Source organism: Clostridium pasteurianum BC1 (assembly GCF_000389635.1).
GTDB classification, from domain to species: Bacteria; Bacillota; Clostridia; order Clostridiales; family Clostridiaceae; genus Clostridium_I; species Clostridium_I pasteurianum_A.
This window is the reverse complement of the sequence record NC_021182.1, coordinates 4,558,359-4,581,702: the sequence shown is the minus strand read 5'-3', so window position 1 is coordinate 4,581,702 and position 23,344 is coordinate 4,558,359. Positions and strand designations below refer to the sequence as shown.

Annotated in this window: 40 protein-coding genes; all 40 read left to right on the top strand. The window is 33.8% G+C overall.

The genetic code is table 11. The annotated features are described in order from the left end of the window. The 40 genes from CLOPA_RS21325 to CLOPA_RS21130 all read left to right on the top strand — a co-directional run bounded on the left by CLOPA_RS21325 (window position 1) and on the right by CLOPA_RS21130 (window position 23,253). Window positions 1-240, top strand: coding sequence for a ribosomal L7Ae/L30e/S12e/Gadd45 family protein (locus CLOPA_RS21325; RefSeq protein ID WP_015617498.1), 240 nt, complete (start codon window positions 1-3; stop codon window positions 238-240). Between the two features lie 59 nt (window positions 241-299). Then, entirely contained in the window at window positions 300-677 is a 378-nt protein-coding gene (gene rpsL, locus CLOPA_RS21320) for a 30S ribosomal protein S12 (RefSeq protein ID WP_015617497.1), read from the top strand. Between the two features lie 199 nt (window positions 678-876). Then, window positions 877-1,347: a 30S ribosomal protein S7 gene (rpsG, locus tag CLOPA_RS21315; RefSeq protein WP_015617496.1), complete on the top strand. Its 471-nt coding sequence runs from the start codon at window positions 877-879 to the stop codon at window positions 1,345-1,347. 82 nt (window positions 1,348-1,429) lie between these two features. Further along, on the top strand, window positions 1,430-3,493 hold the full coding sequence (gene fusA, locus CLOPA_RS21310) for an elongation factor G (protein ID WP_015617495.1): 2,064 nt from the start codon (window positions 1,430-1,432) through the stop codon (window positions 3,491-3,493). Window positions 3,494-3,518: 25 nt separating this feature from the next. Then, window positions 3,519-4,712 carry an elongation factor Tu gene (tuf, locus tag CLOPA_RS21305; RefSeq protein ID WP_015617494.1) on the top strand — a complete coding sequence of 398 codons (1,194 nt, stop codon included), beginning with the start codon at window positions 3,519-3,521 and terminating at the stop codon, window positions 4,710-4,712. Window positions 4,713-5,187: 475 nt separating this feature from the next. Next, the gene (gene rpsJ, locus CLOPA_RS21300) at window positions 5,188-5,496 is read left to right on the top strand and encodes a 30S ribosomal protein S10 (RefSeq protein WP_015617493.1); all 309 of its coding nucleotides are present in this window, start codon (window positions 5,188-5,190) and stop codon (window positions 5,494-5,496) included. Window positions 5,497-5,565: 69 nt separating this feature from the next. Beyond that, entirely contained in the window at window positions 5,566-6,195 is a 630-nt protein-coding gene (gene rplC / locus CLOPA_RS21295; protein ID WP_015617492.1) for a 50S ribosomal protein L3, read from the top strand. A gap of 24 nt (window positions 6,196-6,219) precedes the next feature. Continuing rightward, window positions 6,220-6,840: a 50S ribosomal protein L4 gene (gene rplD / locus CLOPA_RS21290; RefSeq protein WP_015617491.1), complete on the top strand. Its 621-nt coding sequence runs from the start codon at window positions 6,220-6,222 to the stop codon at window positions 6,838-6,840. Next, a complete protein-coding gene (gene rplW / locus CLOPA_RS21285) occupies window positions 6,840-7,136 on the top strand; it encodes a 50S ribosomal protein L23 (protein ID WP_015617490.1) in 297 nt (98 codons plus the stop codon). The genes rplD and rplW overlap by 1 nt, the downstream gene beginning before the upstream one ends. Window positions 7,137-7,196: 60 nt before the next feature. Next, on the top strand, window positions 7,197-8,030 hold the full coding sequence (rplB, locus tag CLOPA_RS21280) for a 50S ribosomal protein L2 (RefSeq protein WP_015617489.1): 834 nt from the start codon (window positions 7,197-7,199) through the stop codon (window positions 8,028-8,030). A 62-nt stretch (window positions 8,031-8,092) separates the two neighbouring features. Further along, window positions 8,093-8,377 (top strand): 30S ribosomal protein S19, encoded by a 285-nt coding sequence (rpsS, locus tag CLOPA_RS21275; RefSeq protein ID WP_015617488.1) that lies wholly within the window; start codon window positions 8,093-8,095, stop codon window positions 8,375-8,377. A gap of 23 nt (window positions 8,378-8,400) precedes the next feature. Beyond that, on the top strand, window positions 8,401-8,736 hold the full coding sequence (gene rplV, locus CLOPA_RS21270) for a 50S ribosomal protein L22 (RefSeq protein WP_015617487.1): 336 nt from the start codon (window positions 8,401-8,403) through the stop codon (window positions 8,734-8,736). 16 nt (window positions 8,737-8,752) lie between these two features. Beyond that, complete coding sequence (rpsC, locus tag CLOPA_RS21265) at window positions 8,753-9,421, top strand: 30S ribosomal protein S3 (protein ID WP_015617486.1); 669 nt, start codon at window positions 8,753-8,755, stop codon at window positions 9,419-9,421. A 17-nt stretch (window positions 9,422-9,438) separates the two neighbouring features. Beyond that, a complete protein-coding gene (gene rplP, locus CLOPA_RS21260; RefSeq protein WP_015617485.1) occupies window positions 9,439-9,882 on the top strand; it encodes a 50S ribosomal protein L16 in 444 nt (147 codons plus the stop codon). Further along, window positions 9,872-10,075, top strand: coding sequence for a 50S ribosomal protein L29 (gene rpmC / locus CLOPA_RS21255; RefSeq protein WP_015617484.1), 204 nt, complete (start codon window positions 9,872-9,874; stop codon window positions 10,073-10,075). Before rplP ends, rpmC begins: the two co-directional genes overlap by 11 nt. A 20-nt stretch (window positions 10,076-10,095) precedes the next feature. After that, window positions 10,096-10,350, top strand: coding sequence for a 30S ribosomal protein S17 (rpsQ, locus tag CLOPA_RS21250; RefSeq protein ID WP_015617483.1), 255 nt, complete (start codon window positions 10,096-10,098; stop codon window positions 10,348-10,350). 28 nt (window positions 10,351-10,378) lie between these two features. Beyond that, complete coding sequence (rplN, locus tag CLOPA_RS21245; protein WP_015617482.1) at window positions 10,379-10,747, top strand: 50S ribosomal protein L14; 369 nt, start codon at window positions 10,379-10,381, stop codon at window positions 10,745-10,747. 18 nt (window positions 10,748-10,765) lie between these two features. After that, window positions 10,766-11,089, top strand: a complete 324-nt coding sequence (rplX, locus tag CLOPA_RS21240; protein ID WP_015617481.1) for a 50S ribosomal protein L24 — start codon at window positions 10,766-10,768, stop codon at window positions 11,087-11,089. Between the two features lie 22 nt (window positions 11,090-11,111). After that, window positions 11,112-11,654 carry a 50S ribosomal protein L5 gene (rplE, locus tag CLOPA_RS21235; protein ID WP_015617480.1) on the top strand — a complete coding sequence of 181 codons (543 nt, stop codon included), beginning with the start codon at window positions 11,112-11,114 and terminating at the stop codon, window positions 11,652-11,654. Between the two features lie 15 nt (window positions 11,655-11,669). Next, window positions 11,670-11,855, top strand: a complete 186-nt coding sequence (locus CLOPA_RS21230; protein WP_010237761.1) for a type Z 30S ribosomal protein S14 — start codon at window positions 11,670-11,672, stop codon at window positions 11,853-11,855. 29 nt (window positions 11,856-11,884) lie between these two features. Further along, window positions 11,885-12,283 (top strand): 30S ribosomal protein S8, encoded by a 399-nt coding sequence (rpsH, locus tag CLOPA_RS21225; protein WP_015617479.1) that lies wholly within the window; start codon window positions 11,885-11,887, stop codon window positions 12,281-12,283. 23 nt (window positions 12,284-12,306) lie between these two features. Continuing rightward, window positions 12,307-12,846 carry a 50S ribosomal protein L6 gene (gene rplF / locus CLOPA_RS21220; RefSeq protein ID WP_015617478.1) on the top strand — a complete coding sequence of 180 codons (540 nt, stop codon included), beginning with the start codon at window positions 12,307-12,309 and terminating at the stop codon, window positions 12,844-12,846. A 23-nt stretch (window positions 12,847-12,869) separates the two neighbouring features. After that, on the top strand, window positions 12,870-13,232 hold the full coding sequence (gene rplR / locus CLOPA_RS21215; protein WP_015617477.1) for a 50S ribosomal protein L18: 363 nt from the start codon (window positions 12,870-12,872) through the stop codon (window positions 13,230-13,232). 16 nt (window positions 13,233-13,248) lie between these two features. Further along, window positions 13,249-13,746, top strand: a complete 498-nt coding sequence (rpsE, locus tag CLOPA_RS21210) for a 30S ribosomal protein S5 (protein ID WP_015617476.1) — start codon at window positions 13,249-13,251, stop codon at window positions 13,744-13,746. An 11-nt stretch (window positions 13,747-13,757) separates the two neighbouring features. Then, on the top strand, window positions 13,758-13,937 hold the full coding sequence (gene rpmD, locus CLOPA_RS21205; protein ID WP_015617475.1) for a 50S ribosomal protein L30: 180 nt from the start codon (window positions 13,758-13,760) through the stop codon (window positions 13,935-13,937). A gap of 25 nt (window positions 13,938-13,962) precedes the next feature. Further along, window positions 13,963-14,403 (top strand): 50S ribosomal protein L15, encoded by a 441-nt coding sequence (gene rplO / locus CLOPA_RS21200; RefSeq protein WP_015617474.1) that lies wholly within the window; start codon window positions 13,963-13,965, stop codon window positions 14,401-14,403. 1 nt (window position 14,404) lies between these two features. After that, window positions 14,405-15,688, top strand: a complete 1,284-nt coding sequence (secY, locus tag CLOPA_RS21195; protein ID WP_015617473.1) for a preprotein translocase subunit SecY — start codon at window positions 14,405-14,407, stop codon at window positions 15,686-15,688. Window positions 15,689-15,707: 19 nt separating this feature from the next. Then, entirely contained in the window at window positions 15,708-16,352 is a 645-nt protein-coding gene (locus CLOPA_RS21190; protein ID WP_015617472.1) for an adenylate kinase, read from the top strand. A gap of 8 nt (window positions 16,353-16,360) precedes the next feature. Continuing rightward, window positions 16,361-17,119, top strand: a complete 759-nt coding sequence (gene map, locus CLOPA_RS21185; RefSeq protein WP_015617471.1) for a type I methionyl aminopeptidase — start codon at window positions 16,361-16,363, stop codon at window positions 17,117-17,119. A gap of 4 nt (window positions 17,120-17,123) precedes the next feature. Next, window positions 17,124-17,402: a KOW domain-containing RNA-binding protein gene (locus CLOPA_RS21180; RefSeq protein WP_015617470.1), complete on the top strand. Its 279-nt coding sequence runs from the start codon at window positions 17,124-17,126 to the stop codon at window positions 17,400-17,402. Between the two features lie 7 nt (window positions 17,403-17,409). After that, window positions 17,410-17,628, top strand: a complete 219-nt coding sequence (gene infA, locus CLOPA_RS21175) for a translation initiation factor IF-1 (RefSeq protein ID WP_015617469.1) — start codon at window positions 17,410-17,412, stop codon at window positions 17,626-17,628. A 17-nt stretch (window positions 17,629-17,645) separates the two neighbouring features. Continuing rightward, window positions 17,646-17,759 carry a 50S ribosomal protein L36 gene (gene rpmJ, locus CLOPA_RS21170; protein WP_015617468.1) on the top strand — a complete coding sequence of 38 codons (114 nt, stop codon included), beginning with the start codon at window positions 17,646-17,648 and terminating at the stop codon, window positions 17,757-17,759. A 148-nt stretch (window positions 17,760-17,907) separates the two neighbouring features. Next, entirely contained in the window at window positions 17,908-18,279 is a 372-nt protein-coding gene (gene rpsM / locus CLOPA_RS21165) for a 30S ribosomal protein S13 (protein WP_015617467.1), read from the top strand. 17 nt (window positions 18,280-18,296) lie between these two features. Continuing rightward, on the top strand, window positions 18,297-18,692 hold the full coding sequence (gene rpsK / locus CLOPA_RS21160; RefSeq protein ID WP_015617466.1) for a 30S ribosomal protein S11: 396 nt from the start codon (window positions 18,297-18,299) through the stop codon (window positions 18,690-18,692). Window positions 18,693-18,720: 28 nt separating this feature from the next. After that, window positions 18,721-19,341 (top strand): 30S ribosomal protein S4, encoded by a 621-nt coding sequence (gene rpsD / locus CLOPA_RS21155; RefSeq protein WP_015617465.1) that lies wholly within the window; start codon window positions 18,721-18,723, stop codon window positions 19,339-19,341. Between the two features lie 60 nt (window positions 19,342-19,401). After that, on the top strand, window positions 19,402-20,349 hold the full coding sequence (locus CLOPA_RS21150; protein ID WP_015617464.1) for a DNA-directed RNA polymerase subunit alpha: 948 nt from the start codon (window positions 19,402-19,404) through the stop codon (window positions 20,347-20,349). Between the two features lie 12 nt (window positions 20,350-20,361). Continuing rightward, the gene (gene rplQ, locus CLOPA_RS21145; RefSeq protein ID WP_015617463.1) at window positions 20,362-20,703 is read left to right on the top strand and encodes a 50S ribosomal protein L17; all 342 of its coding nucleotides are present in this window, start codon (window positions 20,362-20,364) and stop codon (window positions 20,701-20,703) included. A gap of 63 nt (window positions 20,704-20,766) precedes the next feature. Further along, window positions 20,767-21,612, top strand: coding sequence for an energy-coupling factor transporter ATPase (locus CLOPA_RS21140; RefSeq protein ID WP_015617462.1), 846 nt, complete (start codon window positions 20,767-20,769; stop codon window positions 21,610-21,612). Next, on the top strand, window positions 21,597-22,460 hold the full coding sequence (locus CLOPA_RS21135) for an energy-coupling factor transporter ATPase (protein WP_015617461.1): 864 nt from the start codon (window positions 21,597-21,599) through the stop codon (window positions 22,458-22,460). Before CLOPA_RS21140 ends, CLOPA_RS21135 begins: the two co-directional genes overlap by 16 nt. Continuing rightward, window positions 22,453-23,253 (top strand): energy-coupling factor transporter transmembrane component T family protein, encoded by an 801-nt coding sequence (locus tag CLOPA_RS21130; protein ID WP_015617460.1) that lies wholly within the window; start codon window positions 22,453-22,455, stop codon window positions 23,251-23,253. The genes CLOPA_RS21135 and CLOPA_RS21130 overlap by 8 nt, the downstream gene beginning before the upstream one ends. The last annotated feature ends 91 nt before the right edge of the window (window positions 23,254-23,344 follow it).

Genomic DNA, 23,344 nt, shown 5'->3' with positions numbered 1-23,344 from the left:
ATGGTAAACAGACTTAGCGGGAAAAAAGTTGTTGGTATAAAACAAACTATTAAAGCCATAAAAAGTGGAGAAGGTAGAGTTGTTTATATTGCAAAAGATGCTGACAATAAATTAATTAATACTGTTGAGGAGTTATCCATGGAGCATTCCTTAGAGATTGTTTACATTGAAACTATGAAAGAATTAGGGAAGCTTTGCGGAATAGATGTGGGAGCAGCAAGTGCTTTAATTCTGGAGTAAAGAGAGTTGCTATTATCTAAATTAATATATTGATAGTAGATTTTAAAGGAGGTGTAAGTATGCCAACCATTAACCAATTGGTAAGAAAAGGTAGAAAGACAACTATTGTTAAATCAACTGCGCCAGCATTAAAAGAATGTCCACAAAAAAGAGGAGTATGTACTGTAGTTAAAACAACAACTCCAAAGAAGCCTAACTCAGCTTTGAGAAAAATTGCCAGAGTTAGACTTACTAATGGATATGAAGTTACTGCTTATATACCAGGTGTAGGCCACAATTTACAAGAACATAGTGTTGTTCTTATAAGAGGTGGAAGAGTTAAGGATTTACCAGGTGTTAGATACCATATTGTCAGAGGTACATTAGATGCCGCTGGTGTTGCCAACAGAATGCAATCTAGATCGAAATATGGTGCTAAGAAACCAAAACAAAAATAGTTTATTTACTTAGTGCTGTGTCTTCAGCTTTTATATATATTGTAAGATTATTTTAAATTTTTATTTAAATACTTACTTACCCTCATGGATAGAAACACTATGAGTATATTATAAAATTTTGCAGAAGTACAAAGCACTTTACGACAGGAAATGTCGAGTACCTATGAACTTAAAATTATTTATTAAGGAGGGAAGAAAAGTGCCAAGAAAAGGACATATAGCAAAAAGAGATGTACTACCAGATCCAGTATATAATAGTAAGGTTGTTACTAAGCTTATAAACAATATAATGGAAGATGGTAAAAAGGGAGTAGCACAAAAAGTATGCTACGGTGCTTTTGAAATTATAGCAGCTAAAACAGGAAAAGAGGCTATAGAAGTTTTTGAAGCAGCAATGAATAATATAATGCCATTACTTGAAGTAAAGGCTAGAAGAATAGGTGGAGCAACTTATCAAGTTCCTATAGAAGTTAGACCAGAGAGAAGACAGACTTTAGGAATTAGATGGATGCTTGATGCAGCAAGAAAAAGAGGCGAAAAACACATGAAGGATAAGCTTGCTGGAGAGCTTGTGGATGCTTCAAATAATACAGGTGCTGCTGTTAAGAAGAGAGAAGATACTCATAAAATGGCAGAGGCTAATAAAGCATTTGCACATTATAGATATTAGTAATAACATAGCAAAACTGTTTTGGATATCCAAAGCAGTTTTGTCAAATTTTATATTGCGATAATCGAGAGGAGGAAAAATAGTGACTAGAAAATATCCATTAGAAAAATTCCGTAATATAGGAATAATGGCACATATTGATGCTGGTAAAACAACAACTACAGAACGTATATTGTTTTATACAGGTAGAACACACAAGATTGGTGAAGTTCACGAGGGCGCAGCTACAATGGACTGGATGGTTCAAGAACAAGAAAGAGGTATCACAATAACCTCAGCTGCAACTACATGTTATTGGAAAGAGCATGAAATAAATATTATAGATACACCAGGACACGTAGATTTTACAGTTGAAGTTGAAAGATCCCTAAGAGTTCTTGATGGAGCAGTTGCTGTCTATGATGCCAAGGGTGGAGTTGAACCTCAATCAGAAAATGTATGGAGACAGGCAGAAAAATATAAAGTACCAAGAATGGCTTATATTAATAAAATGGATATATTAGGAGCTGATTTTTTTAGATCTGTTAATATGATGAGAGATAGACTTAAGGCAAATGCAGTTCCAATACAGTTACCTATAGGTAAAGAAGATAACTTCATAGGAATAGTTGATCTTATAAAAAATGAAGCTATAATATATGAGGATGAATTAGGTACTGAAATGGAAGAAGCTGCAATTCCAGAGGATATGAAGGATTTAGCAGAAGAGTACAGAGCTTCAATGATAGAAGCAGTTGCGGAATTAGATGAAGATTTAACAATGAAATATCTTGAAGGTGAAGAGATAACTGAGGAAGAAATAAAGGCCGCAATTAGAAAAGGTGTTATAGCAAATAAATTTGTACCAGTTACTTGTGGTTCTTCTTATAAAAATAAAGGTGTTCAACAGATGCTGGATGCTGTTATTGACTACATGCCATCACCACTTGATATTCCACCTATAAAGGGAGAAACTATTACGGGTGAAGAGGATGTAAGACATACTAGTGATGATGAGCCCATGTCAGCGTTAGCATTTAAGATTGCTACAGATCCATTTGTAGGGAAGCTTGCATTTACAAGAATATACTCAGGAGTAATGAAGAGTGGATCTTATGTGTTAAATTCTACAAAGGGTAAAAAAGAAAGAATTGGAAGGCTTGTTAAGATGCATTCCAATCATAGAGAAGAAGTTGAAGAATTAGAAGCAGGAGATTTAGGTGCTATTGTTGGTCTTAAATCTACAACTACAGGAGATACACTATGTGATGAGGCTAATCCAATAATATTGGAAAATATGGTATTCCCAGAAACAGTTATTGATGTAGCTATAGAACCAAAGACAAAAGCTGGTCAAGAAAAAATGGGTATAGCTTTGGCAAAGCTTGCAGAGGAAGATCCAACTTTTAAAACTCATACAGATCAAGAAACTGGTCAAACAATTATATCTGGTATGGGCGAACTACATCTTGAAATTATAGTTGATAGACTTACAAGGGAATTTAAAGTTGAATGTAATGTAGGTAAACCACAGGTTGCCTATAAGGAAACTGTTAGAAAAGCAGTTAAAGCAGAAGGTAAATTTGTTAGACAGTCCGGTGGTCGTGGACAATACGGCCATTGTTGGATTGAGATAGAACCAGCTGAAGGTGAATATACATTTGAAAATGCCGTAGTTGGTGGATCTATTCCTAAAGAATATATACAGCCAATTGATGATGGTATCAGAGAAGCATCAGAAAGTGGTGTTTTAGCTGGATATAAGACTATAAACTTTAAAGTTAAAGTAGTAGATGGTTCTTACCACGATGTTGACTCAAATGAAATGGCATTTAAAATAGCTGGATCTATGGCATTCAAAAATGCAATGGCAAAGGCTGATCCTGTAATACTTGAGCCCATGATGAAAGTTGAAGTAGTAGTTCCAGAAGAGTATATGGGAGATGTAATGGGAGATGTCAATGGAAGAAGAGGAAGAATTGAGGGAATGGAAGCTCAAGCTGGTGCACAAGTTATAAGAGCATTTGTTCCATTATCAGAGATGTTTGGTTATGCTACTGTTCTTAGATCAAGGACACAAGGTAGAGGAACTTATAGCATGGTATTTGATCACTATGAAGAAGTACCTAAGAGTATTCAAGAACAAATAATTGGAGAAAGAAAATAATTGTTTTTTTAAGGAGGAATAAAAAATGGCAAAAGCAAAATTTGAGAGAAATAAACCACATGTAAACATAGGAACAATAGGTCACGTAGATCATGGTAAGACAACATTAACAGCAGCAATAACAACAGTATTAGCACAAACAGGTGGAGCAACAGCAACAAACTATGCAGAAATAGATAAAGCACCAGAAGAAAAAGAAAGAGGAATAACAATCAACACAGCACACGTAGAATATGAGACAGCAAATAGACATTATGCACACGTTGATTGTCCAGGACATGCAGATTATGTAAAGAACATGATAACAGGAGCAGCACAAATGGATGGAGCAATCCTAGTAGTAAGTGCGGCAGATGGTCCAATGCCACAGACAAGAGAACATATACTACTAGCAAGCAGAGTTGGAGTTCAGCACATAGTAGTATTCCTAAACAAAGCAGATATGGTAGATGATCCAGAGTTAATAGAATTAGTAGAAATGGAAGTAAGAGAACTGTTAAGCGAATATGGATTTCCAGGAGATGATACTCCAATAATAGTAGGAAGTGCATTGAAAGCATTAGAGAATCCAACAGATCCAGAAGCATCAAAGCCAATATTAGACTTAATGGAAGCAGTAGATAGCTATATACCAACACCAGAAAGAGCAACAGATAAGCCATTCCTAATGCCAGTAGAAGATGTATTCACAATAACAGGAAGAGGAACAGTTGCAACAGGAAGAGTAGAAAGCGGAATTCTACATGTAGGAGACGAAGTAGAAATCGTAGGAATAAGAGAAGAGACAGGAAAGACAGTAGTAACTGGAGTAGAAATGTTCAGAAAATTACTAGATGAAGCAATGGCAGGAGATAATATTGGAGCATTACTAAGAGGAATCCAGAGAACAGACATAGAAAGAGGTCAGGTATTAGCTAAACCGGGATCAGTAACACCGCACAATAAATTTGTAGGTCAGGTATATGTATTAAAGAAAGAAGAAGGCGGAAGACATACACCATTCTTTGATGGATACAGACCACAATTTTATTTCAGAACAACAGATGTAACAGGATTAATAAAATTACCAGAAGGAATGGAAATGGTAATGCCAGGAGACCATATAGATATGACAGTTGAATTAATTAGCCCAGTAGCAATGACTGATAATTTAAGATTTGCTATAAGAGAAGGCGGAAGAACAGTTGGTTCTGGCGTTGTTACTTCTATTGTTAAATAGTCTGATTTGATTTTTTGTATGTAATTATAAATTGAAATTTTGTTATGGAAAATATATAAATAAAGCTTTATTTAAAAAAGAGAAGAGGACGCTCTTCTCTTTTTGTTTTATAAAATAATGATCTAAAAATAATATATGATAATAATATAATATGGCAACTTTGAAAAATATTTCGATTTGAAATTTAAACAGAGCATGAATTGAAGTTTAAAATTAAAAAATGCTTGCTAAAATATAAAATTGGTTGTATAATATAAGAGTTGTTATGTGAAAACAGCGATGAGGTAAGAGGTAGCCGCACTTACGGGGAATTCTTACTGAGCATGTCACGGTCTTGAACCGGGCGACGGGTAGGCTATGACCTATTTATGTGTTGTATCTTTATATATTAGATATGCAACACGTGGAACAGTTTATAGAACGTCCGCTGTTGTACGTAAGAAGATGAGCGTGCGATGAAAAGGAGGGAAATAAAATGGCAAAACAAAAAATAAGAATTAGGTTAAAAGCTTTTGATCATACAATACTTGATCAATCAGCCGAAAAAATAGTTGAAACTGCTAAATCAACAGGAGCAAAGGTAGCAGGTCCAGTACCTTTACCAACAGAAAAAGACGTAGTTACAATATTAAGAGCTCCACATAAATACAAAGATTCAAGAGAACAGTTTGAAATCAGGACACATAAAAGACTTATAGATATATTGAGTCCATCACCAAAGACTGTAGATGCTCTAATGAGATTAGATTTGCCAGCAGGTGTTGATATTGAAATAAAATTATAAAATTTATAAATTAGTTTTGACCGTTATGATCGCAATGCGATCCAATGATGTGTCGAGGAGGTGCTAGATATGAAAAAAGCTATACTGGGTAAAAAACTTGGTATGACCCAAATATTTAATGAAGCAGGTAAAATAGTTCCTGTAACTGTTATAGAAGCAGGTCCTTGCGTTGTTTTACAGAAAAAAACAACGGAAAATGATGGATATGAAGCAATACAGGTTGGCTTTTATGATACAAGAGAAAAATTAATCAATAAACCACTAAAAGGGCACTTTGATAAAGCTGGTGTATCTGTAAAAAAATTCATAAAAGAATTTAGATTAGAAGATATAAGTGCTTATGAATTGGGCACTGAAATAAAAGTTGATACTTTTGCAGCAGGGGAAAAAGTGGATGTATCAGGAGTTTCTAAAGGTAAGGGATTCCAAGGTACAATAAGAAGATGGAACGGTCATAGAGGACCAATGAGTCATGGATCAAAATTTCATAGAGCAGTAGGTTCTATGGGAGCTTCATCAGATCCATCAAGAACTTTTAAAAATAAAAAAATGCCAGGACACATGGGTCATGTTAATACAACAGTATTAAATTTAGAGGTGGCAAAGGTAATTCCAGAGAAGAACGTAATATTAATTAAAGGTGGAGTGCCTGGTCCAAACAAGGGTTTCATTGTAATAAGAAACTCTGTTAAAGCCTAACTTTATTGGAAAGGAGGATACAGAATGCCTACAGTAGGATTGTTTAATAAAGAAGGAAAAAAAGTTGGAGACATTGAATTGTCAACTGAAGTTTTTGGGGCAGAAGTAAATGCTGATGCATTACATCAGGTTGTAGTTGCATTACTAGCGAATAAAAGACAAGGAAATCAAAGTGCTAAAACTAGATCAGAGGTTTCCGGAGGTGGAATTAAACCTTGGAGACAAAAGGGAACTGGTAGAGCAAGACAAGGATCAATCAGATCTCCACAATGGATACATGGTGGTGTGGTTTTCGCACCAAAGCCAAGAAGTTACAGAATGTCAGTTCCGAAATCAATGAGACGAGTAGCTATGAAATCTGCATTGAGCAGTAAAGTAGCAGAAAATGAAATTATCGTATTAGAAGAGTTAGAATTTGAAGTTCCAAAGACAAAAGAAGTAGTAAAAATGTTAAATGCATTTAATTCAAAAAAAGCTTTAATCGTTGTAGCTGATTCAAACGAAAATGTTTATAAATCAGTTAGAAACATTGAAGGTACTACAGTAATTCCAGCTAATAACTTAAATGTTTATGATATTTTAAAATATGATAATTTTATAATAACTAAGGATGCTGTGTCAAAAATTGAGGAGGTGTATGCATAATGAATTTAACTAGCCATGATATTATAAGAAAACCAATAATAACTGAAAAAAGTATGGCTGAAATGTCAGATAAAAAATACACCTTTGTTGTTGATGTGCACGCAAACAAAAGCCAAATTAAAAAAGCTGTAGAAGAAGTCTTCGGAGTTAAAGTGGAAGATGTAAAGACAGCTAATATATTGGGAAAGACAAAAAGAGTTGGAGTTCACGTTGGTAAGAGAGCTGATTATAAAAAGGCCGTTGTAAAGCTTACAGGTGAAAGCAAGTCAATTGAATTTTTTGAAGGAATGAAATAGTTAATAAGAGCTAGTATTGGCTGATGGCCAGATAAGCGAAAAAAGGAGGAGAAAAAGAAAATGGCAGTTAAAGGATTTAACCCCACTTCCCCTTCAAGAAGAGAAATGACAGTATGTACATTTGAAGAAATAACAACAAATGTACCCGAAAAATCACTTCTTGTAGAAAAGAAAAGAAAAGGCGGAAGAAATGCTCAAGGTAAAATAACTGTCCGCCACATAGGTGGAGGAGCTAAGCAAAAATACAGATTAATTGATTTCAAAAGAAATAAGGATAATATACCAGCAAAAGTAGCAACAATAGAATATGATCCTAATAGATCCGCATTTATTGCTCTTATTTCTTATGTTGATGGTGAGAAGAGATACATAATTGCTCCAGTTGGACTAAAAGTTGGAGATGTGGTTGTATCAGGTGAAGAATCAGATATAAAGATAGGTAATTCATTACCGCTTAAAAATATACCAGTAGGTACTATAGTTCATAATGTTGAATTATCAGTAGGAAAAGGCGCTCAATTAGTTAGATCAGCTGGTGCTAGTGCTCAACTTATGGCTAAAGAGGGAGGATATGCAACATTAAGACTTCCAAGCGGTGAGATGAGATATGTAAGAATAGAATGTAAAGCTACTATAGGAACAGTTTCAAACTTAACACATGAAATTGTGAATATAGGTAAAGCTGGAAGAAAAAGGCATATGGGAATTAGACCAACGGTTAGAGGTTCTGTAATGAATCCTAATGACCATCCACATGGTGGTGGTGAAGGTAAGTCTCCAGTAGGACACCCAGGACCTCTTACTCCATGGGGTAAACCAGCACTTGGTTATAAAACAAGAAAAAATAAGAAATATTCAGATAGACTTATTGTTAAAGGTAGAAAAACTAAGTAATTAGAAGAGAATAGAATTCTCTTCTGATTTCCAATTAAGTTATGTGAAGGGAGGCCGACAAGGTGAGTAGATCAGTAAAAAAAGGACCTTTTGTGCAAGAAGTGCTTTTAAAAAGAATTAATGAAATGAATAAAAGTGGTGAAAAGAAAGTAATAAAGACTTGGTCAAGAAGTTCAACAATTTTCCCACAAATGGTAGGTCACACTATAGCTGTTCATGATGGTAGAAAGCATGTTCCAGTATATGTAAGCGAAGATATGGTTGGACACAAATTAGGAGAATTTGTTCTAACAAGAACTTTTAAAGGACACGGAGATAACACTGAAAAGTCATCAGGACTTAGATAGCTTTAGGAAGGAGGTAATCATTAATGGAAGCTAGATCAATAGCCAAGTATGTAAGAATGTCTTCAATGAAAATAGGCATTGTTCTTGATTTAATAAGAGGTAAAAATGTAAATGAGGCTTTCGCTATATTACAATACACTCCAAAGGATGCAGCGGATGTTGTAAGTAAGGTATTAAAATCAGCGGTTGCAAATGCAGAAAATAATTTGAATTTAGATATAAACAGATTATATGTTGCTGATGCATTTACTGGTCAAGGTTCAACATTAAAAAGATTTAGACCACACGCACAAGGTAGAGCATTTAAAATTAAAAAAAGAACTAGTCATATTACCCTAGTTGTAAAAGAAAGAGCATAAAAAGGAGGGAAACAGTTTGGGACAAAAAGTTAATCCGCATGGACTAAGAGTTGGTGTAATCAAGGATTGGAATGCTAAATGGTATGCTGATAATAAGAATTTTGCAGATTATTTAGTTGAAGATAACAAGATTAGAGAGTTTGTTAATAAAAAACTTCACAATGCAGGAATTTCAAAAATTGAAATTGAAAGAGCTGCAAAAAGAATAAAGTTAAATATATATACTGCTAAACCAGGAATGGTTATAGGAAAAGGCGGTCAAGGTATTGAAGCTTTAAAAAAGGAAGCTAAGAATTTAGTTTCTGATAAAAATATTTTAATTAATATCGTTGAGGTTAAAAATGCAGATAGTGATGCACAACTTATGGCTGAAAATGTAGCATCACAATTAGAAAGAAGAATTTCTTTTAGAAGAGCTATGAAGCAAACTATCCAAAGAGCTATGAGGTTTGGGGTAAAGGGTGTTAAAACTTCATGTTCAGGAAGACTTGCTGGAGCTGAAATAGCAAGAACAGAGCAGTACCATGAAGGAACAATTCCGCTTCAGACTTTAAGAGCTGATATAGATTATGGTTTTGCAGAAGCAGATACTACATACGGAAAAATAGGTGTAAAAGTATGGGTATATAGAGGTGAAGTTCTTCCTACAAAGAAGATTGAGAAAAAGGAAGAAGTAAACGCGTAAGGAAGGAGGAATACGATATGTTAATGCCTAAAAGAGTTAAACGTCGTAAAGTACAACGTGGCAGAATGAAAGGTAAAGCAACAAGAGGTAATTTTATTGCTTATGGTGATTATGGTTTACAAGCTACAGAATGTGGTTGGATAACAAGTAATCAAATTGAAGCTGCCAGAGTAGCTATAAATAGATATGTTAAAAGAGGAGGAAAACTTTGGATAAAGATTTTCCCAGACAAACCAGTTACTGAAAAACCAGCAGAAACTCGTATGGGTTCTGGTAAAGGTTCACCAGAATATTGGGTTGCAGTAATTAAACCAGGCAGAGTGTTATTTGAAATATCAGGCGTAACTGAAGCGCAGGCAAGAGAGGCAATGAGACTTGCTTCACATAAACTTCCTGTAAGTACTAAGTTTGTTACAAGAAAAGACTTTGAGGAAATGGGCGGTGAAATTAATGAAGGCTAAAGAATTAAGAGAACAAACTCCTCAAGATTTACAAACTCAATTGGTTGATTTAAAAGCAGAATTATTTAGGCTTAGGTTTCAATTGGCTACAGGTCAACTTGAGAACCCTATGAGAATAAGAGAAGTTAAAAAATCTATAGCCCAGATTAAAACCATCCTTAGAGAAGAAGAACTAAGGGCGTTTGAACAGTAAAGCTGAAAGGAGGTTGTCCTGTGGAAAGAGGAAATAGAAAGACAAGAATCGGTAAGGTTGTTTCAGATAAAATGGATAAAACTGTTGTAGTTGCTGTAGAAACTAAAGTTCGCCATCCTTTATATGGTAAAACAGTTAACAGAACTACTAAGTTTAAGGCACACGATGAAAATAATGAAGCAAAAGTTGATGATAAAGTATTAATAATGGAAACAAGACCATTATCAAAGGATAAAAGATGGAGAATCGTGGAAATAGTCGAAAAGGCTAAATAGTCTTTTGAATTGAAAGGAGGGTATTTAGATGATACAACAGCAAACTGTATTAAAAATAGCAGATAATTCTGGTGCAAAAGAGATTATGTGTATAAGAGTATTAGGTGGTTCCAAAAGAAAATGGGGAAACATTGGTGATATAATAGTTGCTAGCGTTAAAAGTGCAACACCAGGCGGTGTTGTTAAAAAAGGTGAAGTTGTTAAGGCAGTAATAGTTAGATCAGTTAAGGGTTTAAGAAGAGCAGACGGTTCATATATCAGATTTGATGAAAATGCGGCTGTAGTGATAAAAGATGATAAACAGCCAAGAGGAACTCGTATCTTCGGGCCTGTTGCTAGGGAGTTAAGAGATAAAGAATTTAATAAAATTTTATCATTAGCACCTGAAGTTCTATAGGATAGGAGGTAGCTTTAGATGGCAATAAATAAAATTCATGTTAGAAAAAAAGACACAGTTGTGGTTGTTTCAGGTAAAGATAAGGGAAAAACAGGGGAAGTTTTAGCTGCATATCCTAAAAAGTCAACTGTATTAGTTAAAGATGTAAATGTTGTTACTAAACATCAGAAACCAAGTAAGACCAATGTACAAGGCGGAATTATAAAAAGAGAGGCACCGGTTAATAGTTCAAAGGTTATGCTTTATTGTACAAAATGTAATTCAGCTACAAGAATAAGTAATAAAGTGTTAGACGACGGAACAAAAGTGAGAATATGCAAAAAGTGTGGAGAAACATTTTAGATTTTGAAGGGAGGGCTAATGCATGACTGCAAGACTAAAGGATAAGTATGAAAAAGAAGTTGTTCCAGCACTGATGGAAAAGTTCGGATACAAAAATGTAATGGAAATACCTAAATTGGAAAAGATAGTTATTAATATGGGTGTAGGAGAAGCTAAGGAAAATTCAAAAGTTTTAGAATCTGCTACAGCTGATTTACAGTTAATAACTGGTCAAAAACCTATTTTAACTAGAGCTAAAAAATCAATTGCAAACTTTAAGATTAGAGAAAACATGCCAATAGGCTGTAAAGTTACATTGAGAAAACAGCAGATGTATGAATTTGCTGATAAGCTTATGAATGTAGCACTACCAAGAGTTAGAGATTTTAGAGGAATTTCAAGCAAAGCATTTGATGGAAGAGGAAATTATGCTTTAGGAATTAAAGAACAATTAATATTTCCAGAAGTAGAATATGATAAAATAGATAAAGTAAGAGGTATGGATATAATATTTGTTACTACAGCAAAAAGTGACGAGGAAGCAAGAGAACTATTGAGATTCCTTGGTATGCCATTTGCTCAATAATAAGGAGGTAATAACGTGGCACGTAAGGCGATGATCGAAAAGTGGAAAAAAGAACCAAAATTTTCAACTAGAGCTTACACTAGATGCAGAATATGTGGAAGACCACATGCAGTATTAAAAAAATATGGCATTTGCCGTATATGTTTCAGAGAACTTGCTTACAAAGGTGAAATACCTGGTTGTAGGAAAGCTAGCTGGTAATTGTTATTGAATGAAAGGAGGCATAAAACATGGTTATGACAGACCCGATTGCGGATTTGCTAACTCGTATAAGAAATGCAAACGTAGTTAAACACGAAGTAGTAGAAGTACCTTCTTCAACTATAAAGAAAGCAATAGTAAATATAATGCTTCAAGAAGGATATATAAAGAATATAGAGGAATATAATGACGGTTCAGTTCCAATGTTAAGACTTAGTATGAAATATGGTCAAAGCAAAGTAAGGGTTATAACTGGACTTAGAAGAATATCAAAACCTGGTCTTAGAGTTTATTGTAGAAAAGAAGAAACTCCTAAAGTATTGAATGGATTAGGTGTTGCGGTAATATCAACTTCTAAAGGTATAGTTACTGACAAAGAAGCTAGAAAACTAGGATTAGGTGGAGAAGTTATCTGCTATATCTGGTAGTTAGATGAACAGGAGGTGTAATTATGTCAAGAATAGGAAGATTGCCTGTAGTAATACCTAATGGTGTGACTGTTGCAGTAACACCAGACAACGTTGTTACTGTTAAAGGCTCAAAAGGTCAACTTGTTAAGACTATGCATAAGGATATTAAAATAGTTGTAGAAGATAATAATGTAATTGTTAGTCGACCTAGCGAAGATAAAAATCACAGAGCTCTTCACGGATTAACAAGAGCATTAATACACAATATGGTTACTGGTGTAACAGAAGGTTTTTCTAAAACCCTTGAGCTAGTAGGTGTAGGTTATAGAGCACAATTAAAAGGTAGTAAATTAGTATTAAGCCTTGGATATTCACATCCAGTTGAAATAGACGCTGTAGAAGGTATTAATTTTGAAACACCTGATGCAAATAAAATTACAGTAAAAGGTATTGACAAGGAATTAGTAGGATCTGTAGCAGCAGATATAAGAAAATGGAGAAAACCTGAACCTTATAAGGGAAAAGGAATTAAGTACACTGATGAACACATCAGACGTAAGGAAGGTAAAACAGGTAAGTAACTACAAGAAAGGAGTGAAAATGTATGTTTAAAAAGCAGGATAGAAGCGAAGCTAGAAATAAACGTCATAGGAGAGTACGTAAAAAGATTTTTGGTACTACTGAAAGACCAAGACTTGCAGTTTTCAGAAGTGAAAAAAACATATATGCTCAATTAATTGATGATATAGCAGGAAATACTATTGTTGCAGCTTCAACTAAGGATAAAGATTTTTCGTCTAAAGCAGGAAGCAATAAAGAGGCAGCAAGGCTTGTTGGTGAAATCATTGGAAAGAAAGCTGTAGAAAAAGGTATAAAAGAAGTAGTTTTTGATAGAGGCGGATTTGTATATCACGGAAGAATACAGGAACTTGCTGAAGGTGCAAGGACTGCCGGTTTAGAATTCTAGAGAAGGAGGGAAATAAATGAGGATAGATCCTAGTACATTAGAACTTAAAGAAAAAGTTGTATTCATTAATAGAGTTGCTAAGGTTGTAAAAGGCGGAAGAAATTTTAGATTCAGCGTATTAGTAGTAGTTGGAGATGAAAATGGTCACGTAGGAGTAGGAACAGGTAAGTCTGTTGAAATACCTGAAGCTATAAGAAAAGGAATTGAAGACGCTAAGAAAAACATTGTTCATGTAGCAATGGTTGGAACTACAGTCCCTCATACTATTGAAGGTATATTTGGAACTGGTAAAGTTCTTATAATGCCAGCTACTGAAGGTACAGGAGTTATAGCTGGAGGACCATCAAGAGCAGTCCTTGAACTTGCTGGATTAAAAGATGTTAGAGCTAAGTCATTAGGAACTAATAATGCAAGAAACGTAGTAAATGCTACAATAAATGGGTTATCAAGACTAAGAACTGTAGAAGATATTGCAGAGCTTAGAGGAAAATCTATTGAAGAAATATTAGGATAGGAGGAGTTAACATGGCTAAACTTTCAATAACATTACAAAAGAGTTTAATTGGTAGAAAAAAGGATCATATAGCTACTGTTAATGCTCTTGGACTACGTAAAATAGGTAAAAAAGTTGAAAAAGAAGATACTCCTCAAATAAGAGGTATGATAAACAAAGTTATTTATCTTTTAAAAGTGGAAGAAGTTTAAAATATAAAACGGGGAGGTGCAAATTATGAAACTTCATGAATTAAAACCAGCAGCAGGTTCTAGAAAAGCACCTAAAAGAATTGGTAGAGGTACTGGTTCTGGTCTTGGAAGAAATGCTGGTAAAGGTGAGAAAGGCCAAAAAGCAAGATCTGGTGGTGGTGTAAGACCTGGATTTGAGGGTGGTCAAATGCCATTATATAGAAGATTGCCTAAAAGAGGATTTACAAACATATTTGCTAAAGATATAGTTAGTATAAATGTAGATAGATTAAATATATTTGATGATGGATCAGAAGTGACAATAGAAGTGCTACTTGAAAAAGGAATAATAGGAAAAGTTAATGATGGAGTTAAGATACTTGGCAACGGAGAACTTACAAAAAAATTAACTGTTAAAGTAAATAAATTTTCAAAAGTAGCAGCTGAGAAGATTGAAGCAGCTGGAGGAAAAGTAGAGGTGATATAGAATGCTATCGACCTTACGTAATGCGTGGAAAACTCCGGATTTAAGAAAAAGATTGTTATGGACACTTGTTTTGGTTATAATTTATAGAATAGGTATACATATTCCTGTGCCTGGAGTTGATACATCAAAACTTGCTTCATTATCATCACAATCTGGCTCTTTAGCTGGATTTTATGATTTGATGTCAGGTGGTGCATTCAGTAGTTTTAGCATATTTGCTATGACTGTAATGCCATACATCAATGCATCAATTATTATACAGCTTTTGACAATTGCAATTCCTTCTCTTGAGCAAATGCAAAAGGAAGGTGAAGAAGGCAGAAAGAAAATACAAAAGATGACTAGATATAGTTCAGTATTTCTTGCTGCATTTCAAACTTTTGCAATGTATGCAATAATAAATAGCCAGGGAGCTCTCAGAGATACCTCAAAGCTTAACATGGCACTAATAGCTTTAACGTTGACAACAGCTTCTGTGTTTTTGATGTGGCTTGGAGAACAAATCACGGTTAAAGGAATAGGTAATGGAATTTCTTTAATAATGTTTGTAAATATTATTTCTAGAATTCCAAATATGATTTATCAAGTTACAACTTTGCAACAGACCAATACTGTTGATATTGTACAAATTGCTGTGTTAGTAGTAATAATTGTGGCATTGTTTTTAGCTGTTATAGTGGCATGTTTAGCTGAAAGGCGAATACCAGTTCAGTATGCAGGTAAAGCTGTTGGCGGCAAAGCGTTAAAAGGTCAATCATCTCATATTCCAATAAATATCAATGCTTCAGCCATTATTGCTATAATTTTTGCTATGTCAGTTATGCAATTTCCGGTGATAATTGTTCAATTTTGGCCAAATTCGTGGATATATAAGTCTATTGTTTCAGGTAAATATAGTATGTTTAGACAGAATAGCTGGGAATATGCAGTGGTGAGTTTTATATTTATTATATTCTTTACCTGGTTCTATACACAAATAACTTTAAAACCAGATGAAATGGCAGAGAATATGCATAAGTCTTCAGGATTTGTACCTGGTATTAGACCTGGAGAACCAACTGCAAGATATATTGAAAAAGTGCTTGATAAAGTTTCTATACTTTGGGGAGTTTTTGCTGGAGTAATAGCTGTGGCTCCAATGATTCTTGAATCGTACACTAAATTTCAAGGATTGTATTTTAGTGGAACCGGATTGCTAATAATAGTTGGAGTTGCTATTGAGACTATGAAAGCTATTGAAGCTCAACTGGTAATGAAACATTATGAAGGTTTCTTGAGTGAATAATATTATTGGAGATGATTAAATGAACATTATACTATTAGGTCCTCCAGGAGCAGGAAAAGGAACTCAAGCAAAACAAATAAGTGATAAATACAATATTCCCCATATATCAACTGGTGATATCTTCAGAAAGAACATATCAGAAAAGACAGAACTTGGAGTAAAAGCTCAAGGATATATTGATAAGGGATTATTGGTACCTGACGAATTAACAATAGATATTGTTAAAGATAGATTAAGTAATGTTGATTGTAAAAATGGATTTTTACTTGATGGATTTCCGAGAACTGTAAAACAGGCAGAAGCTTTAGATTTATTTCTTGAGGATAAAGAACATAAAATTGATTATGCTCTCCTGATTAAAGTTCCTGAATCCAGTATACTTGAAAGAATGACTGGAAGAAGAGTATGCTCAAAATGTGGTGCTAGTTATCATATTAAATTTAATCCATCTAAAGTGGCAGGAAAATGTGATATTTGCGGCAGCGATATAATTCAGAGAAAAGATGATAGTGAAGAAACTGTTCAGGAAAGACTTGATGTTTACAGCAGACAGACTGAACCGTTAATAGATTATTATACTTCTGCAAAAATACTCTGTGCTGTTGACGGTACGCAAGATATAGATGTTGTATTTGAAAATGTTTGTGATATCTTAGGGAGATAATTAAAGTTATGATAATAATCAAAAGCAATAGAGAAATTGACTATATGAGGAAAGCGGGAAAAGTTGTAGAAGAAGCATTGCTTAGAATGGAAGAAGTTATAAAACCGGGAATAACAACTGTATATTTAGATAGAATAGCGGAGGAGTTCATAAGATCACAAGATGCTGTTCCATCATTTAAAGGATATTATGGGTTTCCATCTTCAATATGTACATCTATAAATCAGGAAGTTGTTCATGGAATTCCGGATAGAAATAGAGTGCTGCAGGAAGGCGATATAATAAGTATAGATTGTGGTGCTATTTTAAATGGATATCAAGGCGATGCAGCTAGAACTTTACCAGTAGGAAAGGTATCTGATGGAGCAAAAAATCTTATAAATGTAACTAGAGATAGTTTTTTCAAAGGTGTTGAAAAGGCAATTGTAGGTAATAGACTTTCAGATATATCTTCAGCCATTCAAACTTATGTAGAAAGTTTTGGATATTCTATTGTTAGAGATTACGTAGGCCATGGAATAGGAAAAGATATGCACGAGGAACCGGAAGTACCTAATTTTGGTAGACCAGGCAGAGGACCTAAGCTACTTCATGGCATGGTCTTAGCCATAGAACCTATGGTTAATGCTGGAAAATATTATGTTAGTGTACAATCAAATGATTGGACGGTAGTTACTGATGACAGCAGTTTATCATCACATTATGAAAATACTGTAGCTATTTTAGATAATGGACCTGAAATACTTACTTTTAGTCAACAGAGGTGAACTGATGAATAAGGATTGTTTGGGTACAGTTGTGTATTCAAAGGCTGGTAGAGATGTAGATAGGAAATTTATTATTATGGATATAATAGATAAAGAATATGTTTATATTTGTGATGGTGATTTAAGAAAAGTTGAAAAGCCTAAAAAGAAAAAGATCAGACATTTAATGTTTACCGAAACAGTTGCGAAGGATATTAAGCAGTGTTTAATGTCTAATGTGGAAGTAAGTAATTCACAAATAAAAAGGTTTCTGCAGTCACTATGCACTAATAAGGAGGTTTGATTACCTTATGTCAAAAGATGATGTAATTGAAATGCAGGGAACAGTTTTAGAAGCCCTGCCAAACGCTATGTTTGAAGTAGAACTTGAAAGTGGTCAAAAAATATTAGCACACATTTCAGGAAAATTAAGAATGAATTTTATAAGAATATTACCTGGAGACAAAGTAACAGTTGAATTATCCCCATACGATTTAAGTCGAGGGAGAATAACTTGGAGAGCTAAGTAAAATAAGGAGGGTTAGCTATGAAAGTAAGACCATCAGTTAAGCCTATATGTGAAAAATGCAAAGTAATCAAAAGAAAAGGAAGAGTAATGATTATTTGCGAAAATCCTAAACATAAACAAAAACAAGGCTAACGTGTTGAAAAATATTTAGGTTGTTGTTAAAATGTGTTTTAGGACGGCTGCCAATAAAGTAAATTTTATTGCCTAAAACTTTATATATAATTAATTAAAATGATAGTTTGAAATTTAGTGTATTAATACCTGGGAGGTGTAAATTTTAATGGCAAGAATATCTGGTGTTGATCTACCAAAGGAAAAAAGAGTAGAGATAGGTCTAACATATATATTTGGTATAGGGTTATCAAAGTCACAAGAAGTATTAAAAGCTACAGGCGTAAATCCTGATACTAGAGTTAAAGATTTAACTGAAGAAGAAGTTAATTCTATAAGAGATTATGTTAATAAAAACTTCAAAGTTGAAGGTGATTTAAGAAGAGATGTAGCTCTTAATATCAAAAGATTGGTTGAAATTGGATGTTATAGAGGTATAAGACATAGAAGAGGTCTTCCAGTGAGAGGACAAAAAACTAAAACAAATGCGAGAACTAGAAAAGGTCCGAAAAGAGCAATTGGAGCTAGAAAGAAAAAGTAATATAAGGAGGGATGATAATGCCAGCTCAAAAAGGTAAAAAAACAAGAAGAAGAAAAGAAAGAAAAAATGTTGAACATGGTTGTGCACATATAAAGTCAACATTTAACAACTCAATAGTAACATTAACTGATAGTGTTGGTAATGCACTTTCATGGTCAAGTGCAGGCGGCTTAGGTTTCAGAGGATCAAGAAAAAGCACTCCTTTTGCTGCACAGATGGCAGCAGAAACAGCTGCAAAGACTGCTATGGAACATGGATTAAAAAGCGTTGATGTTTATGTAAAAGGACCTGGATCAGGTAGAGAAGCTGCTATAAGATCTCTTCAAGCAGCTGGTTTAGAAGTTACATTAATAAAAGATGTTACTCCTATTCCTCATAATGGTTGTAGACCACCTAAAAGAAGAAGAGTTTAATATTAGAGCACAGGAGGTGTAAAATTTAATGGCAAGATATACTGGAGCAGTTTGCAGATTATGCAGAAGAGAAGGTTTAAAACTATTTCTTAAAGGAGATAGATGTTTTACAGATAAATGTGCATTTGCTAGAAGAGGCTATGCACCAGGACAGCACGGACAAGGTAGAAAGAAAGTTTCTAACTATGGATTACAATTAAGAGAAAAACAAAAAGCTAAGAGAATATATGGGGTACTTGAAGGCCAATTTAGAACTTATTATGAGAAGGCTGATAGAGTAAAGGGAATAACAGGTGAAAACTTATTAAGACTTCTTGAACTAAGACTTGATAATGTAGCTTATAGATTAGGCTATGGCGATTCAAGAAATGAAGCAAGACAACTAGTTACTCATGGTCATTTCCTAGTAAACGGTCATAAAGTAGATATAGCATCATATAAATTAAGTGTTAATGACGTAATAACTGTATCAGAAAAGAGCAGAGGAACTGAAAAGTTTAAGACATTTGTTGAAAATCCAAAGGCTTTACCAGCTTGGATTACCTCAAATGCAGAAAACTTCGAAGGAAAAGTTGTAGCGGAACCAACTAGATCAGATATAGATGTTCCTGTAAATGAAACATTAATAGTTGAGTTATACAGCAAATAGTTGATATAGAATCAGTTGCCCTCAAATAGGTTGCCACTTTATAATAAAGGAGGGTCATAGATGTTAGAAATAGAAAAGCCAAAAATTGAATGTATAGAATCTAATGAGGATGGTTCTTATGGTAAGTTTATTATTGAACCTTTAGAAAGAGGTTATGGAATTACTTTAGGAAATTCCCTTAGAAGAATTCTACTCTCATCATTACCAGGAGTTGCTGCCAATTCCATAAAAATTGAAGGTGTACTTCATGAATTTTCAACTATAAAAGGTGTTAAGGAAGATGTAACAGAAATCATATTAAACATTAAATGTTTAGCTTTGAAAATGAGCGGTGATGGTCCTAAAATCATTTATATTGATGCTGAAGGAGCTGGAGAGGTTACTGCTGCTGATATAAAAACTGATGGAGATGTAGAAATTGTTAATAAAGATTTACATATAGCTACACTTGATGGTGATGCGAAGTTATATATGGAAATTGAAGTTAACAGAGGAAGAGGCTATGTTACTCAGAATAGAAATAAAAGAGAAGATATGCCTATAGGAACTATTCCAGTAGATTCAATATATACACCAGTAAAAAGAGTTAACTTTAGTGTTGAAAACACAAGAGTTGGCCAGATAACGGACTATGATAAGTTGACTATTGAGATATGGACTAATGGAACTATAAGACCGGAAGAAGCTATAAGCTTATCCGCTAAAATTCTTATCGAACATTTTAAATTATTTATGACTTTAACAGATCATGCAGATGACGTTGAAATTATGGTAGAAAAAGAAGAAGATAAGAAAGAAAAAGTACTTGAAATGACTATAGAAGAATTAGATCTTTCAGTAAGGAGTTATAACTGTTTAAAGAGAGCAGGTATTAATACAGTTCAGGAATTAACAGAGAGATCCATGGAAGATATGATGAAAGTAAGAAATTTAGGTAAAAAATCACTTGAAGAAGTTGAACAAAAACTTGAAGCTTTGGAACTATCATTAAAGCAAAGTGAAGAGTAAGGAGGTAAGTACATGGCAGGATATCGTAAACTTGGTCGTCCAACTGACCAAAGAAAAGCAATGTTAAGAAATCTTGTTACTAGTCTTTTAAAACACGGTAAGATAGAAACTACTGAAACAAGAGCTAAGGAAACAAGAAGTTTAGCAGAAAAAATGGTTACTCTTGCAAAAAGAGGAGATTTACATGCTAGAAGACAAGTGCTTGCATTTGTAACAGAAGAAGATGTAGTTAGTGAATTATTTAATACATTAGCGCCTAAGTATGTTGACAGAAATGGTGGATATACTAGAATATTAAAAATGGGTCCAAGAAGAGGCGACGGAGCTGAAATAGTTATATTAGAATTGGTGTAACTAAAAGGGGATTAAGTAGAATTCTAGCTTAGTCCCCATTTTATTAAATTTTGGGGTGTTATTATGAAAAATAACATGGTAGAATGTAAAAATGTTTCATATAAATATGAAAATAATGAAGACAAGACATTTAATCTAGCTTTAGATGATATAAATATCAATGTTCCCAAAGGTGAATTTTTAGTTATATTAGGTAGGAATGGATCTGGAAAATCAACTTTTGCTAAACATATAAATGCACTTATGATTCCTACAACGGGAAATGTAATTGTTGATGGATTGGATACTTTAGATGAGAATAATGTATGGACTATAAGAAATAAGGCAGGAATGGTTTTTCAGAATCCAGATAATCAATTAGTAGCAACAATTGTTGAAGAAGATGTTGCTTTTGGTCCTGAAAATTTGGGAGTGGAATCTAGTGAAATAAGAAAAAGGGTTGATGATTCCCTTAAAGAAGTAGATATGTATGACTATAGAAAGCATGCTCCACATTTATTATCAGGAGGTCAGAAACAGAGAGTTGCTATAGCTGGAACTTTGGCCATGAAACCTGAATGTATAATATTTGATGAATCTACAGCCATGCTTGATCCCTTAGGAAGAAGTGAGGTTATTAATACAATAGAGAATTTGAATAATAACAGTAATATGACAATAATCCTTATAACACATTATATGGAGGAAGCAATTGGAGCTGACAGAATAATAGTTATGGATGAAGGAAAGGTCATAAATCAAGGATCTCCTAGGGAAGTATTTAAAGAAGTAGAGATTATGAAGCAGATTGGGCTAGATGTTCCTCAAATGGTGGAACTTGCATATGAGCTTAGGAAAAGTGGCATTGATATAAAAAGTGATATATTAACTATAGATGAGATGGTGAATGAGTTATGTCGATTAAAATAGATAATTTAACACATATTTACATGCCAGGTACACCTTTTGAAAAGAAAGCTTTGGACAATATAAATATAAATATAAATGATGGCGAGTTTGTTGCATTAATAGGCCATACAGGCTCAGGTAAATCAACTTTAATACAACACATAAATGGATTATTAAAGCCTACTAGTGGCAAAATAATTATAGATGGTTTTGATATAGCATTAAAAACTACTAAATTATCTGATATTAGAAAAAAAGTTGGTTTGGTGTTTCAGTATCCAGAATATCAAATTTTTGAAGAAACAATTGAGAAGGATATAGCCTATGGTCCAATAAATCTAAGGCTTACTGAAGATAAAATTAAAATTCGTGTGAAAAGAGCTATGGACATGGTTGGTTTAGACTATGAAACTTTTAAAGATAAATCCCCTTTTGAACTTAGTGGTGGTCAAAAAAGAAGGGTAGCTATAGCTGGAGTTGTTGCTATGGAACCTAAAATTTTAATTTTAGATGAGCCTACTGCTGGACTTGACCCAAGAGGAAGGGACGATATACTAAATCAAACTTTGAAGCTGCAAAGGGAGTATAAAATGACTATAGTACTGGTGTCCCACAGCATGGAAGATGTTGCAAAGGTGGCCAATCGAATTTTAGTCATGAATAAGGGAAAATGTATTTTGGATGGAAAACCCAGTGATATATTTAAAGAAATAGATACTCTGGAAAGAATAGGTCTGGCAGTGCCACAAGTAACCTATTTACTAAGAAAGTTAAGAGAAAAAGGATTTAATATATCTCAAGATATCTTCACTGTTGATGAGGCCAAAAAAGAAATTCTAATGGTTTTAAGGAGCGGTGAAAATGCTTAAAGATATAACAATTGGACAATATGTCCCAGCGGATTCTTTCGTTCATAAATTAGATCCCAGGATTAAAATAATCTTATCTATAATATATATAATTGATTTATTTCTAATAAATCAATATTTTGGATATGTATTTGTAATAATATTTACTGCTATAACTATAATGGTTTCAAAAATTCAACTTAGATACATATATAAAGGCCTTAAACCTATTTTTATACTGCTAATTATTACTGCCATAATGAATATGTTTATGACACCAGGACAAAGTTTAGTTTTTAAGTATGGAATTATTAAAGTTTATAAAGAAGGTCTAAATATAGCAGGATTTATGGTGTTGAGACTGGTATTTTTAATTGTTGGTACATCACTACTTACATTAACTACGTCACCTATAGAACTTACTGATGGATTAGAAAAATTGATGAGCCCTCTTAAAAAAGTTGGGATATCATCTCATGATTTAGCTATGATGATGACTATAGCATTAAGATTTATTCCAACACTTATAGATGAAACTGATAAAATTATGAAAGCACAAATGGCAAGGGGAGCAGATTTTGAATCTGGGAATTTACTACAGAGGTCAAAAAATTTGATACCGGTGCTAGTTCCATTATTTATAAGTTCCTTTAGAAGAGCAGATGAATTGGCTATGGCTATGGAGGCTAGATGTTATAGAGGTGGAGAAGGTAGAACCAGAATGAAAATACTTAAGTTTCATTCCAGGGATGGAATAGCAGTATTAGTAACAGCAGCGTTTGTTGTGATTTCAATTTGGAGTAGATTTTATTGATTACTGATCTGAAAATAGATAGCAAAATTAAGCCATTAGTTTTGTTTTATAGTACAGGATTAAAAATTCTTTAAAAATGATGTATATGAAA

Excerpts from the sequence above, each read along its gene's own strand:
- rplD (WP_015617491.1), top strand. The coding sequence starts at position 6,220 with ATGCCTACAGTAGGATTGTTTAATAAAGAAGGAAAAAAAGTTGGAGAC.
- CLOPA_RS21180 (WP_015617470.1), top strand. The coding sequence starts at position 17,124 with ATGAATAAGGATTGTTTGGGTACAGTTGTGTATTCAAAGGCTGGTAGA.
- rplW (WP_015617490.1), top strand. The coding sequence starts at position 6,840 with ATGAATTTAACTAGCCATGATATTATAAGAAAACCAATAATAACTGAA.
- rpsJ (WP_015617493.1), top strand. The coding sequence starts at position 5,188 with ATGGCAAAACAAAAAATAAGAATTAGGTTAAAAGCTTTTGATCATACA.
- rplO (WP_015617474.1), top strand. The coding sequence starts at position 13,963 with ATGAAACTTCATGAATTAAAACCAGCAGCAGGTTCTAGAAAAGCACCT.
- rpsL (WP_015617497.1), top strand. The coding sequence starts at position 300 with ATGCCAACCATTAACCAATTGGTAAGAAAAGGTAGAAAGACAACTATT.
- rplQ (WP_015617463.1), top strand. The coding sequence starts at position 20,362 with ATGGCAGGATATCGTAAACTTGGTCGTCCAACTGACCAAAGAAAAGCA.
- rpsE (WP_015617476.1), top strand. The coding sequence starts at position 13,249 with ATGAGGATAGATCCTAGTACATTAGAACTTAAAGAAAAAGTTGTATTC.
- CLOPA_RS21150 (WP_015617464.1), top strand. The coding sequence starts at position 19,402 with ATGTTAGAAATAGAAAAGCCAAAAATTGAATGTATAGAATCTAATGAG.
- rplR (WP_015617477.1), top strand. The coding sequence starts at position 12,870 with ATGTTTAAAAAGCAGGATAGAAGCGAAGCTAGAAATAAACGTCATAGG.
- CLOPA_RS21130 (WP_015617460.1), top strand. The coding sequence starts at position 22,453 with ATGCTTAAAGATATAACAATTGGACAATATGTCCCAGCGGATTCTTTC.
- CLOPA_RS21140 (WP_015617462.1), top strand. The coding sequence starts at position 20,767 with ATGAAAAATAACATGGTAGAATGTAAAAATGTTTCATATAAATATGAA.
- rpmJ (WP_015617468.1), top strand. The coding sequence starts at position 17,646 with ATGAAAGTAAGACCATCAGTTAAGCCTATATGTGAAAAATGCAAAGTA.
- rplN (WP_015617482.1), top strand. The coding sequence starts at position 10,379 with ATGATACAACAGCAAACTGTATTAAAAATAGCAGATAATTCTGGTGCA.
- rplX (WP_015617481.1), top strand. The coding sequence starts at position 10,766 with ATGGCAATAAATAAAATTCATGTTAGAAAAAAAGACACAGTTGTGGTT.
- rpmC (WP_015617484.1), top strand. The coding sequence starts at position 9,872 with ATGAAGGCTAAAGAATTAAGAGAACAAACTCCTCAAGATTTACAAACT.
- rplP (WP_015617485.1), top strand. The coding sequence starts at position 9,439 with ATGTTAATGCCTAAAAGAGTTAAACGTCGTAAAGTACAACGTGGCAGA.
- CLOPA_RS21190 (WP_015617472.1), top strand. The coding sequence starts at position 15,708 with ATGAACATTATACTATTAGGTCCTCCAGGAGCAGGAAAAGGAACTCAA.
- rpsM (WP_015617467.1), top strand. The coding sequence starts at position 17,908 with ATGGCAAGAATATCTGGTGTTGATCTACCAAAGGAAAAAAGAGTAGAG.
- rplF (WP_015617478.1), top strand. The coding sequence starts at position 12,307 with ATGTCAAGAATAGGAAGATTGCCTGTAGTAATACCTAATGGTGTGACT.
- CLOPA_RS21325 (WP_015617498.1), top strand. The coding sequence starts at position 1 with ATGGTAAACAGACTTAGCGGGAAAAAAGTTGTTGGTATAAAACAAACT.
- rpsH (WP_015617479.1), top strand. The coding sequence starts at position 11,885 with ATGGTTATGACAGACCCGATTGCGGATTTGCTAACTCGTATAAGAAAT.
- rplV (WP_015617487.1), top strand. The coding sequence starts at position 8,401 with ATGGAAGCTAGATCAATAGCCAAGTATGTAAGAATGTCTTCAATGAAA.
- rplC (WP_015617492.1), top strand. The coding sequence starts at position 5,566 with ATGAAAAAAGCTATACTGGGTAAAAAACTTGGTATGACCCAAATATTT.
- rpsK (WP_015617466.1), top strand. The coding sequence starts at position 18,297 with ATGCCAGCTCAAAAAGGTAAAAAAACAAGAAGAAGAAAAGAAAGAAAA.
- infA (WP_015617469.1), top strand. The coding sequence starts at position 17,410 with ATGTCAAAAGATGATGTAATTGAAATGCAGGGAACAGTTTTAGAAGCC.
- rplB (WP_015617489.1), top strand. The coding sequence starts at position 7,197 with ATGGCAGTTAAAGGATTTAACCCCACTTCCCCTTCAAGAAGAGAAATG.
- rpmD (WP_015617475.1), top strand. The coding sequence starts at position 13,758 with ATGGCTAAACTTTCAATAACATTACAAAAGAGTTTAATTGGTAGAAAA.
- rpsD (WP_015617465.1), top strand. The coding sequence starts at position 18,721 with ATGGCAAGATATACTGGAGCAGTTTGCAGATTATGCAGAAGAGAAGGT.
- tuf (WP_015617494.1), top strand. The coding sequence starts at position 3,519 with ATGGCAAAAGCAAAATTTGAGAGAAATAAACCACATGTAAACATAGGA.
- rplE (WP_015617480.1), top strand. The coding sequence starts at position 11,112 with ATGACTGCAAGACTAAAGGATAAGTATGAAAAAGAAGTTGTTCCAGCA.
- secY (WP_015617473.1), top strand. The coding sequence starts at position 14,405 with ATGCTATCGACCTTACGTAATGCGTGGAAAACTCCGGATTTAAGAAAA.
- map (WP_015617471.1), top strand. The coding sequence starts at position 16,361 with ATGATAATAATCAAAAGCAATAGAGAAATTGACTATATGAGGAAAGCG.
- CLOPA_RS21135 (WP_015617461.1), top strand. The coding sequence starts at position 21,597 with ATGTCGATTAAAATAGATAATTTAACACATATTTACATGCCAGGTACA.